Source organism: Gilliamella sp. ESL0405, assembly GCF_019469205.1.
In the GTDB taxonomy this organism is placed as follows: Bacteria; Pseudomonadota; Gammaproteobacteria; order Enterobacterales; family Orbaceae; genus Gilliamella.
In genome coordinates, this window is sequence record NZ_CP048265.1 from 2,099,087 (window position 1) to 2,112,824 (window position 13,738).

Genomic DNA, 13,738 nt, shown 5'->3' on the forward strand with positions numbered 1-13,738 from the left:
ATAACCTTACTATAGGAACATTAATATGATCAAAAAGATATTGGTTATTTTATTAATTTTAATTCTGGTTGTTGTAATCAGTATTGCTTCACTGATAGTTTTTGTTGATCCTAACAATTTCCGTGGGTTTATTTCAAACACAATAAAAGATAAAACAGGTTATGAGTTAACTATTGAAGGCGATCTGCGTTGGCATATCTGGCCTCAAGTAAGTATATTAACCGATTCGGTAAAATTGTCTGATCATGGTGCACAAAAACCTATTTTAACTGCGGATAATATGCGGTTAGATGTTGAACTCATGCCGCTTTTTTCTAAGAAATTAGAAATTAAAAACGTTTTTATTAAATCAGCAATGATCAACATTACCGATGAAAGTAAAGGCGATATGGCCAAAAATCGTGAGCAAAGCACATCGAATAATTCAACCGATCAATCATCAACAACTAATAACGAAAAAAGTGCGTCAAACTGGAAATTTGCCTTTAATAAATTTGAAGTTGCAGATAGTACAATCGCGCTCCAACGCAATGATGATTTGATAAACTTTAGAAATATCAACCTTACAGTTGAGCAAGCCAACGATAAGAATATTTCGATAGATTTAACCGGGAACGTTGATAAAAATCAACAAGATTTATATTATTCCATTAACGCTAACGTGGAGATGAGCCAATTTCCTCAAAAGGCAACGATTAAATTAAATCGATTCGATTACACCTATAAAGGCGTAACCAGCTCAGACCAAGTGTTTAAAGGTAATTTGAATGCAGTTATCAATTATCAAAAAGAGCCTATGCAACTGAGCAGTCAAAATATTGCTTTTTCTGTTAATGACAACCATTTTGCCGGAGCACTAATCGCAAAATTAGAGAGTAAACCTTATATCGATTTACAACTCAATTCTAACAAGCTCGATGTCGCTTCCTTTTCACAGCAAAAACAAAAATCGAAGGATAATGTAGCCGTCCAACAAACCCCTCCGGTTGTATCGCAAGTTACAAAATCCAGTAATGAGTTAGACTTTCTTAATAGTTTTAATGCCAAAGCACAACTTAATATTAAGCAAGTTATCGCTGATAAGATTACACTAAATAATCTTAAAGTTGATATGGTAAATAACGACGGGATTGCAACTATTAAAGATATCGATTTCGACTTTGCCAAAGGTCATGTTTCGGCAAATGGTGTTGCTAACGGTAAACAGAAAAATACGTTGATCAAACTCAACACTAAAGCGACTAATATTGATCTCAATACCTTTTTTAATCAAATTCAAACCGCTTATGATCTTGAAGGTTCAGTCAACGCTAATGGGGTATTAGAAGCCAGCACACTTTCAAGCGCAAAATTACTCAGCTCTTTAGCAGGTAATATTGATATTAGTATTAACAATGCTCGGCTTAATAATCTTAATATCCAAAGCATTATCGAAAATGCCGCAGCGGCATATAATAAAGATGCAATCACGCCTGAAAATCAGAAAAAATATACTGAGTTTCATAATATTTCAACCAGCGCATCGATAAGCAATGGTAATATTCAACTAAATACCGTCAATGCAAATTCTGAAACACTTGATATCGTTAATGGATCGGGTCGAATTGGCATTATGGCAAAAGATTTAGATGTGAATTTAAATATCAAAATGTTAGGTGGCTGGAACAGTAAAAGCGATACGATAGCCAAGCTACAAAAAATAACAATCCCATTACGCATTTATGGTCAATTTGCTAATTTACGTTATCAACTCGATATCGCCAAAGTGCTTACTGAGGTATTTAGCGATAAATTACAAGATCGTTTAGAAAAACTACGCAATAAAATTGAGAATGGTGGATCTAAAGATAAATCAAATACAAAATCAAAAGCGCTTGATATTTTAGGTGGTTTACTTAAAAAGTAACGTTTTGATAACCAAGTAAACGTTTAAGGTAATATTAAATAAACGTTTATCAGATATAAAAAAAGGTGAGTTTAACTCACCTTTTTTATGACTGACAAATCAGGTTTTATAGAATAAATTTGCTTAGATCTTCATCGGCAACAAGTTTATCTAAGTGATCACTGACGTACTTAGCATCAATGGTAATTGTTTGCCCACCAAGTTCACTGGCGTCAAAAGAAACCTCTTCCATTAAACGCTCTAATACAGTATGTAATCGACGTGCCCCAATGTTTTCATTTTGTTCATTAACCTGCCATGCTGATTCAGCGATTTTTGCAATACCATCTGCAGTAAACTCAATATTAACACCTTCAGTGGCTAACAATGCTTTGTATTGCGCAGTAAGTGAGGCATTTGGCTCAGTTAAAATTCGCTCAAAGTCTTTACTGGTTAATGCTTGCAATTCTACCCGAATCGGTAAACGACCTTGCAACTCAGGAATCAGATCCGACGGGCTGGCAGTTTGGAAAGCACCGGAAGCAATAAATAAAATATGATCAGTTTTTACTGAACCATGTTTAGTTGAAACAGTACAACCCTCAACTAAAGGCAGTAAATCACGTTGTACACCTTCACGTGATACATCCGGCCCAGATGAGTTGCCACGTTTACAAACTTTGTCGATCTCATCAATAAAGACAATACCATTTTGCTCAACCGCTTCAATCGCTTCATGTTTAAGATCGTCAGGATTAACCAATTTAGCGGCTTCTTCTTCAATCAATTGCTTAAATGCATCTTTAATTTTCATTTTACGTGGTTTAGTTTTTTGTCCACCTAAATTTTGAAACATTGATTGTAATTGGTTAGTCATCTCTTCCATTCCCGGAGGCGCCATAATTTCTACGCCAATATTCACGCCGGCAACTTCAATTTCAATCTCTTTATCATCAAGCGCACCTTCACGTAATTTTTTACGGAATGCTTGTCTTGCAGTTGAATCGTTATTGTTTTCAACTTGTCCCCAACCATCTTTAGCCGGTGGCACTAAGACATCTAAAATACGATCTTCAGCTAATTCTTCAGCTCGGTTACGATTTTTTTCAATCGCATCTTGTCGAATCATTTTGACTGCTGAATCAGTTAGATCACGAATAATAGAATCAACTTCCTTACCGACATAGCCAACTTCGGTAAATTTTGTTGCTTCAACTTTTATAAATGGTGCATGGGCTAATTTTGCCAATCTTCTTGCTATTTCAGTTTTACCAACACCTGTTGGACCAATCATTAATATATTCTTTGGTGTCACTTCATGGCGTAATGCTTCATCAAGTTGCATACGGCGCCAACGATTACGCAGTGCAATAGCGACAGAGCGTTTAGCTTTATCTTGTCCAATAATATGTTGGTTTAATTCGCTTACAATTTCGCGAGGAGTCATTTCAGACATAATAGTAGTTCTCTTAAATCAGATTAATTAATAATTGAGTTCTTCAATAGTTTGGAAATTATTAGTATAAACACAAATATCACCAGCTATCGATAATGATTTTTGCACAATATCATGCGCTGAAAGTGAAGTGTTATCCAATAATGCGCGTGCTGCGGCTTGTGCATAAGGACCGCCAGAACCAATTGCGATTAAATCATCTTCCGGTTGAATAACATCACCCGTACCGGTAATAATTAATGATGCAGTTTCATCAGCAACGGCAAGTAAAGCTTCTAATTTGCGTAACATTCTATCTGTTCGCCAATCCTTCGCTAACTCAACGGCAGCTTTAGTTAAGTGCCCTTGGTGCATCTCTAATTTGCGTTCAAATAGTTCAAATAGTGTAAAAGCATCGGCAGTCCCACCAGCAAATCCTGCAATTACTTTGTTATTGTATAAACGACGAACTTTTCTGGCATTACCTTTCATGATAATACGTTCACCTAATGTTACCTGCCCATCGCCACCAATAACTACTTGCCCATTACGACGAACACTGACAATTGTTGTCATATTCTGCTCCTTCTTTTACATAAAAACTTAATTTGGAATGAATAGCGTATATATTGGGATGATTAATCGTTTTTCAACATCTGTTAATCAAGATGTTGAATTTTATTGTTTGACAAGAACTTTCAGAAATACTCTACGTTTAAGTAAAAAAAATCACAACTATTTAGGTTGGAAATCGATTGTCATTGTTTTTACTTGATTATATAGCGCACTGGTTGGTTTGGGGATCACGGCTAATTTTGTTGCTGTTAATGCTTCCCGACAAAGGGCATCATCTCCACCTTTAGCATTGACATTAAGAAGTAAGCCGTCAGGGGCAATTTGAATTTCTAAAATACAATTTTTACCGCTATAGAGCCCATTAGGATTATTAAAATTATTACGGATAGCAGTTTGTACTAACGATATATACTTACCTAATTCCCCGTTCGAAACCCCTCTACGATTAGGCGTTCCACTGGACGAGTTTGAAGATCCCGAAGTTAGGCCGCCTAAAAGTTGATTAAGCTCCTTATCTCTTTTAGCTTGTTCTGCTCTTGCTCTGGCCGCTTTTTCTTTGGCTGCCTTTTCTGCTGCCTCTTTAGCGGCCTTTTCTTTCGCTTCTTTTTCGGCTTTTTCTTTCGCTTCTTTTTCAGCCCTTTCTTTCGCTTCTTTTTCGGCCCTTTCTTTCGCTTCTTTTTCAGCCCTTTCTTTCGCTTCTTTTTCGGCCCTTTCTTTTGCTTCTTTTTCAGCCCTTTCTTTTGCTTCTTTTTCAGCCCTTTCTTTCGCTTCTTTTTCGGCCTTTTCTTTTGCTTCTTGAGCGATTCTTTCTGCTTCTCTGGCAGCCCTTTCTTTTGCTTCTTGAACTGCTTTTTCTGCTTCTTTGACGGCTCTTTCCGCTTCTTTGGCGGCCTCATTGGCAGCGATTTGTTCAAGCCTTTGTTTCTCAGCAAGCTCTTGACGCTCTTTTTCTAACTGTTTCAGCTGCTCTTGCTGTTCGAATTGTTTTTGCAAAAATTCGTCAGTCTGACTATTAATTTGTTCTTGTCGTTGATTATGAGCGCTTTGCTGATTAATCTGTGATTGTAATTGCCTTTGATATTGCTCATTTAAGACCGAAGGATCGACCATAATTGCATCAATAGAATTTCCATTAATGCTACCAAAGTTAGCATCGCTGTCTTGCATAAAACGGTAACCTAAAATAACAATGATAATTCCATGCAAAATAATCGATATTAAAACCGGCACACTTAATTTTGAGTTTAACTTACTAGACATCGCTGACACTTTTTATATGTTTGTGTTTATTTAAATTGGGTTAGTCATCAATCCAACAGATTTGACACCAGCAGATTGCAATAGATTCAACGCTTTGATGATCTCTTCATAAGGAACATTTTTAGCCCCGCCAACTAAAAAAACAGCTTTGTCATTAAGTGACATTTGTTGTTTAACTTCAGCAACAATCTGTTCTTCCGGTAGGTTTGATAGCCGATCTTGATCAATGATTAATGTGTAAATCCCAACACCTGACACTTCGATAATAATCGGTTTATTCTCAGTAGGTGAAACTGTTTTAGATTCAGATGCTTCCGGTAGATCAACTTCAACACTTTGGCTGATAATTGGGGCAGTTGCCATAAAAATAAGTACTAAAACTAATAATACATCCAATAGCGGAACAATATTAATTTCAGACTTAGTTGTATAACGTGAACGTCTACTCATAATTATTTCCTAACTGCCACTGCTTGGCGTTGCAAAATTGCTGAAAACTCATCGATAAAGTTAAGATAATTTTGTTCCATTCGACTAACGCTAAGTGATAATCGATTATAAGCTAAAACAGCAGGAATTGCGGCAAATAAACCGATAGCGGTGGCAATTAGCGCCTCAGCAATACCTGGTGCAACCATTTGTAACGTTGCTTGTTTTACTGCACCAAGAGAGATAAACGCATGCATAATCCCCCAAACGGTACCAAATAAACCGATATATGGGCTGATAGAACCAACCGTTCCTAAGAAAGGAATATGTAACTCTAAATTATCCAATTCTCTGTTCATTGCTAAACGCATTGAACGTGATGCGCCATCTAAAGCGGCTTCCGGCATATTAGGATTAATTTGATATAAACGAGAAAACTCTTTAAAGCCTGAATAAAAGATATGTTCTGTACCACAAATATCTTCTTTGTTTAATTTTGCTCTGTCAAATAAAACATTTAGATCATCAGCAGACCAAAAGCTATTATCAAATTGCTCTACTTGTTTTTTAGCTTTGTTTAATATTTTACTTCGCTGAAAAATAATAGCCCAAGACATTACCGAGAACAGGAGCAACAGTAACATTACACATTGTACTAATAAACCTGCTTGTAAAAATAGATCAATAATATTAAGATTTTCCACTTATATAAACTCCAAAACTAATGACTTAGGAAGCGCACATGGCTTCATTTTTGTCATGTCGACACAAGCAATAACCACATCAGCGGTGCTGATAGCCTGCTTATTTTGATTAAAAATAGTCTGCTTAAAAATAATAGACGCCTTGCGAATTAGCTCAACTTTACTGCTGATAGTTAGCATGTCATCTAAACGAGCTGGAAAGTCGTAGCTAATATCCAACTTTTTAACCACAAAAGCAATACCTTCTTGTAATAACTTTTGCTGACTGATACCGATCGCTCTTAACATTTCTGTTCTGGCGCGTTCAAAAAAAGCGAGATATCGAGCATGATAAACTACGCCCCCCGCATCAGTATCTTCATAATAGACTCTTGCATTCCAGTCGAACTGTTTCATATTTAATATTTGAACCCGTAAAATTTAGCGCTCATTATATATGAATATAAAATTTGCTGCACTATGATATAAAAATAGTTAAATGAAAACAATTATCATTTATAACTTATTCTCATCTTACCTCAGTTAAAAATTAAAAAGGTGACAAAATGCCACCTTTCAACTGATTAATGAATGTTTATTTATCGTCAGCTTCTTTTTCATTACTATTGCGTTCAACCCACAGGCCGGTTACAACAGCAAGCATACAAGCAGCAATAAGACCTACAAACCATAATACATAATACATAATTGCTCCTTAATAAAGTGAATGCTTGTTATTTTCAATATGATTTTTATCAAGTCGTCCAAACATCTTGATATAACACCAAGTGGTATAGAGCAGAATTATTGGTAAAAATATTAAAACAACAACTAACATAATATTAAGTGTTAACTGACTTGATGAAGCATCCCAAATCGTTAAACTAGCATTTGGCATGATGCTCGATGGCATGATAAACGGAAACGTTGCAATACCATAAGTAAATAACACACAAGCGATAGTTAATGCTGATAATAAAAACACTAAACCATTTTTATTTAATCCGGAGCATAAAATCGTTAACAATGGTAAAACAATACCTAAAATAGGCACTATCCATAAGATCGGATAATTCATATAGTTGGTTAACCATGAACCATCGGTCGATACGGTTTTACTTAATGGATGAGAAGTGCCATTGTAATCAATCACACTGGTAATTTCATAACCATTGATACCAAATATTACCCATACTCCAGCTAGTATAAATGCCACTATCATAATAAGGCTGGCAATTTGTGTAGCTTTACGTGCTCTTAAATAGAGCTCACCGGATGTTTTCATTTGTAACCATGCACCACCATGAGCAACAAATAGCATTAAGCTGACAATACCGGTCAAGATAGCAAATGGATTAAGTAAACCGAAGAAATTGCCGTCATAAAATACTCGATAAGAGTTATCAAATCTAAACGGCACACCTTCTAATAAATTACCAAAAGCCACACCAAAAACTAATGCCGGTACAAAGCTACCAAGAAAAATAGCAATGTCCCACATGTTTCGCCACTTCGAATTTTCTAATTTACTGCGATAATCAAAACCAATTGGTCTGAAAAATAACGCACAAAGCACTAATATCATCGCAATATAAAAACCAGAAAACGAAGCCGCATATGCCATTGGCCAAGCGGCAAAAATGCCGGCACCAGCGGTGATCAACCACACTTGGTTACCGTCCCAATGGGGAGCAATAGCATTTATCATAATTCGGCGTTCAGTATCCGTTTTACCGATAAAAGGTAATAAGATACCCACGCCCATATCAAATCCATCTGTGATAACAAAACCGATTAAAACAACACTAATCAGCACCCACCAGATGACGCGTACAATTTCGTAATCAATCATTGTGTATACTCCTATGTCCTATTCTGTTACTGATTGTGTTTTTTCATAATGATAGTTACCCGTTCCTAAAGAGCTAGGCCCTAAACGAGCAAACTTAAACATTAAGAACATTTCAGCAACTAAAAATAGCGTGTAAAGTCCACAAATAAGTACCATAGTAAATAACACTTCACCCGGTGTTAAAGATGAATTTGCCACACCAGTTGGTAAAATATCTTGAATTGCCCATGGTTGACGACCGTATTCAGCCACAAACCAACCGCATTCACAAGCTAACCATGGTAATGGTAAAAATAGTACTAACATACGAGATAACCAACGTTTTTCGCCAATCTTGTTTTTATACGTTGTCCATAATGCCAGACCTGTTCCTAAAATCATCAGCAAGCCAAAGCCAACCATTCCTCTAAATGCCCAGAATAAAGGCCAAACGGTCGGAATTGAGTCTTCAGTAGCCGCTTTAATATGCGCTTCGGTTGCTTGCGGAATGGTTAAGTTATCACGATCGGTAAATCGCTTGACTAAGTAACCATAACCTAAGTCAGCTTTATAAGTTTCAAATGCTTTTAAAACCTCAGGATCTTGGCTACCTTGTTGGATTTTCTCCAGATTGGTATAAGCTAAAATACCATTACGAATTCTTGCTTCATTACTTGCTAAGATATCTTTTAAACCAATAACTTGCGTATCTACTGAACGCGTTGTCATTAAGCCCATTACATATGGGATCTCAATAGCAAATAAATTTTCTTTATTTTTTTGTGAAGGAAAAGCAATCACATTAAATGATGCTGGTGCGGGTTGAGTTTCCCATTCAGCTTCAATTGCAGCGAGTTTTGCTGGCTGAACGGTCGTCATTTCGTGACCGGCTTCATCGCCCATAACAGCAACAACAATTGAGGTGATAAAACCAAATGTGGCGGCCACAGCAAACGAACGCTTAGCAAATCCAACATCCCGTTTTTTCAATAAATAATAGGCGCTAATACTTAATACAAAAATAGCCCCTGTTAAGTAACCGGCGGCCACAGTATGAACGAATTTATATTGCGCAACTGAATTGGTAATGAGCTCATAAAAGTTCGCCATTTCCATACGAGAGTTGATCGGGTTGAAATCTGAACCGATTGGAAATTGCATCCAACCATTTGCAACCAAAATCCAAAGTGCAGATAAATTTGAGCCAAATGCCACACACCAAGTGACCATAAGATGTTTACCACGGCTTAATCTGTCCCAACCAAAAAAGAACAAACCAACCATAGTTGACTCTAGGAAAAATGCCATTAAACCTTCGATAGCTAATGGTGCGCCAAAAATATCCCCAACGTAGTGTGAATAATAAGACCAATTGGTACCAAACTGAAACTCCATGGTTAAACCGGTTGCCACACCAACAGCAAAGTTGATAGCAAAAAGTTTACCCCAGAATTTAGTCATATCTTTCCAGACTTGCTTACCACTAACAACGTAGACGGTTTCCATAATTGCAAGCATAAACGCTAGACCTAGCGTCAATGGTACAAAAATAAAATGATACATTGCTGTGAGTGCAAACTGAAGGCGTGATAGTTCTACGATATCTAACATAGGTGCTCCCTAATCCTTTAAATGCCCACAAAATTTATAACGTTATTTACGCTTATTGTACAACAATATTTAGAGAATAAAAATTGATAAATATCAAAAATTGATCATTTAATACGTTTTTTTACTGCTTCACCAATATCTGCTAGACTACTAACAACCGTGATACCTGCTGCTTGTAATGCTTTCGTTTTTTCTTCTGCCGTGCCTTTGTTACCCGATATAATAGCGCCTGCATGTCCCATACGTTTACCGGCAGGTGCCGATACGCCAGCAATGTATGCAACAACAGGTTTAGTAACATTGTGTTTGATATATTGCGCCGCTTCTTCTTCAGCGCTACCACCAATCTCGCCAATCATGACAATTGCTTGAGTTTTAGGGTCTTGTTCAAGTAATTTTAAAATAGAAATAAAATCACTTCCCGGGATTGGGTCTCCACCGATGCCAACGCAAACCGATTGCCCTAATCCAATATCTGTTGTTTGTTTAACTGCTTCATACGTTAACGTTCCGGAGCGAGAAACAATGCCAACTTTACCGGCTAAATGAATATGTCCCGGCATGATGCCAATTTTACACTCATCCGGAACAATAATGCCCGGGCAGTTTGGACCAATCATTGTGACATTTTTTTGAATGAGTTTTTCTTTTACCACTAGCATATCTAAAGTAGGAATGCCTTCGGTAATACAGACTATCAACTCAATACCGGCATCAATTGCTTCTAAAATAGAATCTTTACCAAATGCCGCAGGAACATAAATAACACTAGCAGTTGCGCCGGTCGCTAAAACGGCTTCTTTAACAGTATTAAACACTGGCAAACCTAAATGCGTCGTTCCACCTTTACCCGGTGTAACACCACCAACTAATTTTGTTCCATAAGCTAACGCTTGCTCTGAATGAAAAGTGCCTTGACTGCCGGTAAAACCCTGACAAATAACTTTGGTATCTTTATTGATTAAAATTGACATAATTATTGTTCTCCACTCTTCCTTTATTGTGCAACCGTCACGATTTTTTGTGCCGCATCGGTTAAGCTTTCTGCGGTAATAACATTTAATTTGCTATCAGCTAAAATCTCTCTGGCAAGCTGCGCATTATTACCCTCAAGCCGAACAACAACAGGAACAGTCAGACCAATTTCTTTAATTGCACTGATAATACCGTCAGCAATTAAATCACAACGAACAATACCACCAAAAATATTGACTAAAATAGCCTTCACATTTTGGTCAGATAAAATCAGTTTAAAGGCTTCAGCAACACGCTCTTTAGTGGTGCCGCCACCAACATCAAGAAAATTAGCCGGTGCACCGCCATACAGTTTGATCATGTCCATAGTCGCCATTGCCAAACCCGCACCGTTCACCATACAGCCAATATTGCCGTCAAGTGATACATAGCTAATGCCTTGCTTTGCCGCAATCGATTCACGTTCATCTTCTTGAGTCGTATCACGTAAAATGCTTAAATCGGGGTGTCTGTACATAGCATTATCATCTAAGACCACTTTAGCATCTAAACAGATTAACTGCTCACAACCAGTAATCACCAGCGGATTAACTTCGGCCAGTGAAACATCATTTTCTAAAAACAGGTTAGCAAAATTGACAAAAAGTTTAGCAAATTGGTTAATAAGTTTACCGCTTAAGCCCAATTTAAAAGCCAACTCACGACCTTGAAAAGCATTTGCGCCCGTAAGTGGATCGAGGGAGACTTTATGAATTAAATGAGGAGATTTTTCAGCAACACTTTCAATATCAACCCCGCCTTCAGTTGATGCCATAATCACAACTCGTTTGGTACTACGATCAATAACGGCACCTAAATAGAGTTCTTTCACAATTTCAGACGCTTTTTCAATTAAGATTTTATTTACCGGTTGCCCTTTTGCGGTTGTTTGATAAGTTACCAGATGCTGACCTAACCATTTTTCAGCAAAAATTTTGATTTGGTTAAAATCTTCGGTACATATTACGCCACCGGATTTACCTCTTCCCCCAGCATGAACCTGACATTTAGCCACCCAAGCACCTTTCTGCGTTTGTGATGACAATTCAGCTAATGTATCTTGAATTTCATCAATTGAGTTACAAACGTACCCTTCAGGTACAGGTAAATTGTATTGTTTAAAAAGATGTTTGGATTGATACTCATGCAAGTTCATAAATAAATTCCGCAACTTAGATTGATATAAAATTGTAATAATTCTAATCCAAGATGAATAAATTGTGTAGTAAATAATAACTCTTGTTTATTGTAATTGAGAATTATTGCTGATAAGAAGTGACAATGATATACTCAAAACATATTTTCATAGCGTAATAAAAGTAAAGGTAAAAATATGGCAAAAGTTGGTATTTTTTTTGGTAGTGATACTGGCAATACAGAAAAGGTAGCTCAGCGAATTCAAGAAATATTAGGTAGTGATAACGCAGATCTTTTCGATATTGCAAAAACCACTAAAGAACATATTGAAAAATACGATTATCTATTTTTTGGCATCCCGACTTGGTACTATGGTGAGTCACAAGCTGATTGGGATGATTTTTTTCCGAGTTTAGAACAAATTGATTTTAAGGGTAAAACTGTTGCTATCTTTGGTTGTGGTGATCAAGAAGATTACGCCGAATATTTCTGTGATGCAATGGGTACTATCCGTGATGTTATTGAACCGAAAGAAGCTAAAATTGTCGGTCACTGGCCTACTGAAGGCTACAGTTTTGAAGCGTCTAAAAGTCTTGTTGATGATAACCACTTTATTGGGTTAGCTATCGATGAAGATCGTCAACCAGAATTAACTCAAGACCGTATTAATAATTGGGTAAATCAAGTTAAAACTGAAATGAATATTTAATCTATTGCAATGATTTCTTTTATTTCCTGTACATATACTTATAATGTCTCCCTTTAATTAACAAAACTGGAATGTAATATGACAAATCATGATAATGATAATAATGCTGCGTTAAAAAGCGCAGGTTTAAAGGTTACGTTACCGCGATTAAAAATTTTAGAATTATTACGTGATCCTTCATGCCAACATATCACGGTTGAAGATCTTTATAAAAAGTTACTGGATATGGGTGAAGAAATCGGGCTTGCGACCGTTTACCGTGTATTAAATCAGTTTGATGATGCTGGGATCGTAACTCGCCATAACTTCGAAGGCGGAAGAGCAGTTTTTGAGCTTGCAACACAACAACATCATGATCATTTAATTTGTCTTGATTGTGGTGAAGTATTTGAATTTCGTGATGAGATTATCAATAAAAGACAAAAAGAGATAGCTGAACAATATGGTGTTAAATTAACTTTCCACAGTTTATATCTTTATGGTCACTGTCAATCTGGTAATTGTAAAGCACACCCTGAACTTCATCAAAAAAAATAAGCCTATTTTAATAGGCTTTTTATTTATATAAATATCGTGATTTCTCTGTTAGGTTAATTAACATAATGAAACAACTTCTCAATTTTATACCGCTAGTTATCTTTTTTATTTTTTTATCGATATATGATATTTTCGTCGGCGTTCAAGCTTTGATGATCGCCTCAACGGTAAGTTTTCTTACCATACTGATAATGTATAGAAAAATTGATAAAATTGAACTTATCTCTTATTTAATGGTTATGGTTTTTGGTGGTTTTACGCTCTTTACCCGAGAGCCAAATATCATTAAGTGGAAAGTGACAATCATCAACTTTTTATTCGCATCAGCACTACTAGTTAGCCAATATTTTTTCAAAAAAAATCTATTGCAAAAAATGTTAGGTAAAGAGTTACAACTCGATAACCATATTTGGAATAGACTAAATTTATTATGGATAAGCTTTTTTGTAGTTTTCGGTATCATAAGCTTAGTAGCAACTTACTATGCGACAGATTATGTCTTCTGGATTTTTAAAGTATTTGTCTTACCCGGCGCATCATTACTCTTATCCTTAATTTCAGGTATTTACATTTATAAAAATATGAATAAAAATGCAGATAGTGAGTAAAAGTTATTAGCAGGAGTACGTAC

Annotated in this window: 15 protein-coding genes; 4 read left to right on the forward strand and 11 right to left on the reverse strand. The window is 36.4% G+C overall.

Annotation, left to right across the window (positions count from 1 at the left end; translation table 11 throughout):
- Window positions 1–25 precede the first annotated feature (25 nt).
- Window positions 26–1,906, forward strand: coding sequence for an outer membrane assembly protein AsmA (gene asmA / locus GYM74_RS09145; RefSeq protein ID WP_220217915.1), 1,881 nt, complete (start codon window positions 26–28; stop codon window positions 1,904–1,906).
- A 106-nt stretch (window positions 1,907–2,012) separates the two neighbouring features.
- On the opposite strand, the gene hslU is transcribed toward asmA, so the two are convergent.
- From hslU to sucC, 11 genes are all read right to left on the reverse strand, one after another.
- Window positions 2,013–3,341 (reverse strand): HslU--HslV peptidase ATPase subunit, encoded by a 1,329-nt coding sequence (gene hslU / locus GYM74_RS09150; RefSeq protein ID WP_255556123.1) that lies wholly within the window; start codon window positions 3,339–3,341, stop codon window positions 2,013–2,015.
- Window positions 3,342–3,368: 27 nt separating this feature from the next.
- Window positions 3,369–3,896 (reverse strand): ATP-dependent protease subunit HslV, encoded by a 528-nt coding sequence (gene hslV, locus GYM74_RS09155; protein ID WP_220217916.1) that lies wholly within the window; start codon window positions 3,894–3,896, stop codon window positions 3,369–3,371.
- 159 nt (window positions 3,897–4,055) lie between these two features.
- A complete protein-coding gene (tolA, locus tag GYM74_RS09160) occupies window positions 4,056–5,156 on the reverse strand; it encodes a cell envelope integrity protein TolA (protein ID WP_220217917.1) in 1,101 nt (366 codons plus the stop codon).
- Between the two features lie 30 nt (window positions 5,157–5,186).
- Complete coding sequence (gene tolR / locus GYM74_RS09165; RefSeq protein WP_220217918.1) at window positions 5,187–5,606, reverse strand: colicin uptake protein TolR; 420 nt, start codon at window positions 5,604–5,606, stop codon at window positions 5,187–5,189.
- A gap of 2 nt (window positions 5,607–5,608) precedes the next feature.
- Window positions 5,609–6,289, reverse strand: a complete 681-nt coding sequence (gene tolQ / locus GYM74_RS09170) for a protein TolQ (protein WP_255556124.1) — start codon at window positions 6,287–6,289, stop codon at window positions 5,609–5,611.
- A complete protein-coding gene (gene ybgC / locus GYM74_RS09175; RefSeq protein ID WP_220217919.1) occupies window positions 6,290–6,685 on the reverse strand; it encodes a tol-pal system-associated acyl-CoA thioesterase in 396 nt (131 codons plus the stop codon).
- A gap of 178 nt (window positions 6,686–6,863) precedes the next feature.
- Window positions 6,864–6,974 carry a cytochrome bd oxidase small subunit, CydX/CbdX family gene (locus GYM74_RS09180; RefSeq protein WP_220217920.1) on the reverse strand — a complete coding sequence of 37 codons (111 nt, stop codon included), beginning with the start codon at window positions 6,972–6,974 and terminating at the stop codon, window positions 6,864–6,866.
- Window positions 6,975–6,983: 9 nt separating this feature from the next.
- A complete protein-coding gene (gene cydB / locus GYM74_RS09185) occupies window positions 6,984–8,120 on the reverse strand; it encodes a cytochrome d ubiquinol oxidase subunit II (RefSeq protein ID WP_220217921.1) in 1,137 nt (378 codons plus the stop codon).
- Between the two features lie 18 nt (window positions 8,121–8,138).
- Window positions 8,139–9,710: a cytochrome ubiquinol oxidase subunit I gene (locus GYM74_RS09190; protein ID WP_220217922.1), complete on the reverse strand. Its 1,572-nt coding sequence runs from the start codon at window positions 9,708–9,710 to the stop codon at window positions 8,139–8,141.
- 104 nt (window positions 9,711–9,814) lie between these two features.
- Window positions 9,815–10,684 carry a succinate--CoA ligase subunit alpha gene (gene sucD / locus GYM74_RS09195; RefSeq protein WP_220217923.1) on the reverse strand — a complete coding sequence of 290 codons (870 nt, stop codon included), beginning with the start codon at window positions 10,682–10,684 and terminating at the stop codon, window positions 9,815–9,817.
- Window positions 10,685–10,707: 23 nt separating this feature from the next.
- Window positions 10,708–11,880 (reverse strand): ADP-forming succinate--CoA ligase subunit beta, encoded by a 1,173-nt coding sequence (sucC, locus tag GYM74_RS09200; RefSeq protein ID WP_220217924.1) that lies wholly within the window; start codon window positions 11,878–11,880, stop codon window positions 10,708–10,710.
- Between the two features lie 177 nt (window positions 11,881–12,057).
- Between sucC and fldA the strand changes: the two genes are divergently transcribed.
- The 3 genes from fldA (at window position 12,058) to GYM74_RS09215 (ending at window position 13,715) form a co-directional block, all read left to right on the forward strand.
- A complete protein-coding gene (gene fldA, locus GYM74_RS09205) occupies window positions 12,058–12,570 on the forward strand; it encodes a flavodoxin FldA (RefSeq protein WP_220217925.1) in 513 nt (170 codons plus the stop codon).
- Window positions 12,571–12,648: 78 nt separating this feature from the next.
- A complete protein-coding gene (gene fur / locus GYM74_RS09210; protein WP_220217926.1) occupies window positions 12,649–13,107 on the forward strand; it encodes a ferric iron uptake transcriptional regulator in 459 nt (152 codons plus the stop codon).
- Between the two features lie 65 nt (window positions 13,108–13,172).
- Window positions 13,173–13,715, forward strand: a complete 543-nt coding sequence (locus GYM74_RS09215) for an inner membrane-spanning protein YciB (RefSeq protein WP_220217927.1) — start codon at window positions 13,173–13,175, stop codon at window positions 13,713–13,715.
- Window positions 13,716–13,738: the final 23 nt, after the last annotated feature.

Bases quoted from the DNA above. Each gene is read 5' to 3' on its own strand.
- tolA (WP_220217917.1), bottom strand. From the start codon at position 5,156: ATGTCTAGTAAGTTAAACTCAAAATTAAGTGTGCCGGTTTTAATATCG.
- GYM74_RS09180 (WP_220217920.1), bottom strand. From the start codon at position 6,974: ATGTATTATGTATTATGGTTTGTAGGTCTTATTGCTGCTTGTATGCTT.
- cydB (WP_220217921.1), bottom strand. From the start codon at position 8,120: ATGATTGATTACGAAATTGTACGCGTCATCTGGTGGGTGCTGATTAGT.
- hslU (WP_255556123.1), bottom strand. From the start codon at position 3,341: ATGTCTGAAATGACTCCTCGCGAAATTGTAAGCGAATTAAACCAACAT.
- GYM74_RS09215 (WP_220217927.1), top strand. From the start codon at position 13,173: ATGAAACAACTTCTCAATTTTATACCGCTAGTTATCTTTTTTATTTTT.
- tolR (WP_220217918.1), bottom strand. From the start codon at position 5,606: ATGAGTAGACGTTCACGTTATACAACTAAGTCTGAAATTAATATTGTT.
- ybgC (WP_220217919.1), bottom strand. From the start codon at position 6,685: ATGAAACAGTTCGACTGGAATGCAAGAGTCTATTATGAAGATACTGAT.
- fldA (WP_220217925.1), top strand. From the start codon at position 12,058: ATGGCAAAAGTTGGTATTTTTTTTGGTAGTGATACTGGCAATACAGAA.
- GYM74_RS09190 (WP_220217922.1), bottom strand. From the start codon at position 9,710: ATGTTAGATATCGTAGAACTATCACGCCTTCAGTTTGCACTCACAGCA.
- sucD (WP_220217923.1), bottom strand. From the start codon at position 10,684: ATGTCAATTTTAATCAATAAAGATACCAAAGTTATTTGTCAGGGTTTT.
- hslV (WP_220217916.1), bottom strand. From the start codon at position 3,896: ATGACAACAATTGTCAGTGTTCGTCGTAATGGGCAAGTAGTTATTGGT.
- sucC (WP_220217924.1), bottom strand. From the start codon at position 11,880: ATGAACTTGCATGAGTATCAATCCAAACATCTTTTTAAACAATACAAT.
- asmA (WP_220217915.1), top strand. From the start codon at position 26: ATGATCAAAAAGATATTGGTTATTTTATTAATTTTAATTCTGGTTGTT.
- fur (WP_220217926.1), top strand. From the start codon at position 12,649: ATGACAAATCATGATAATGATAATAATGCTGCGTTAAAAAGCGCAGGT.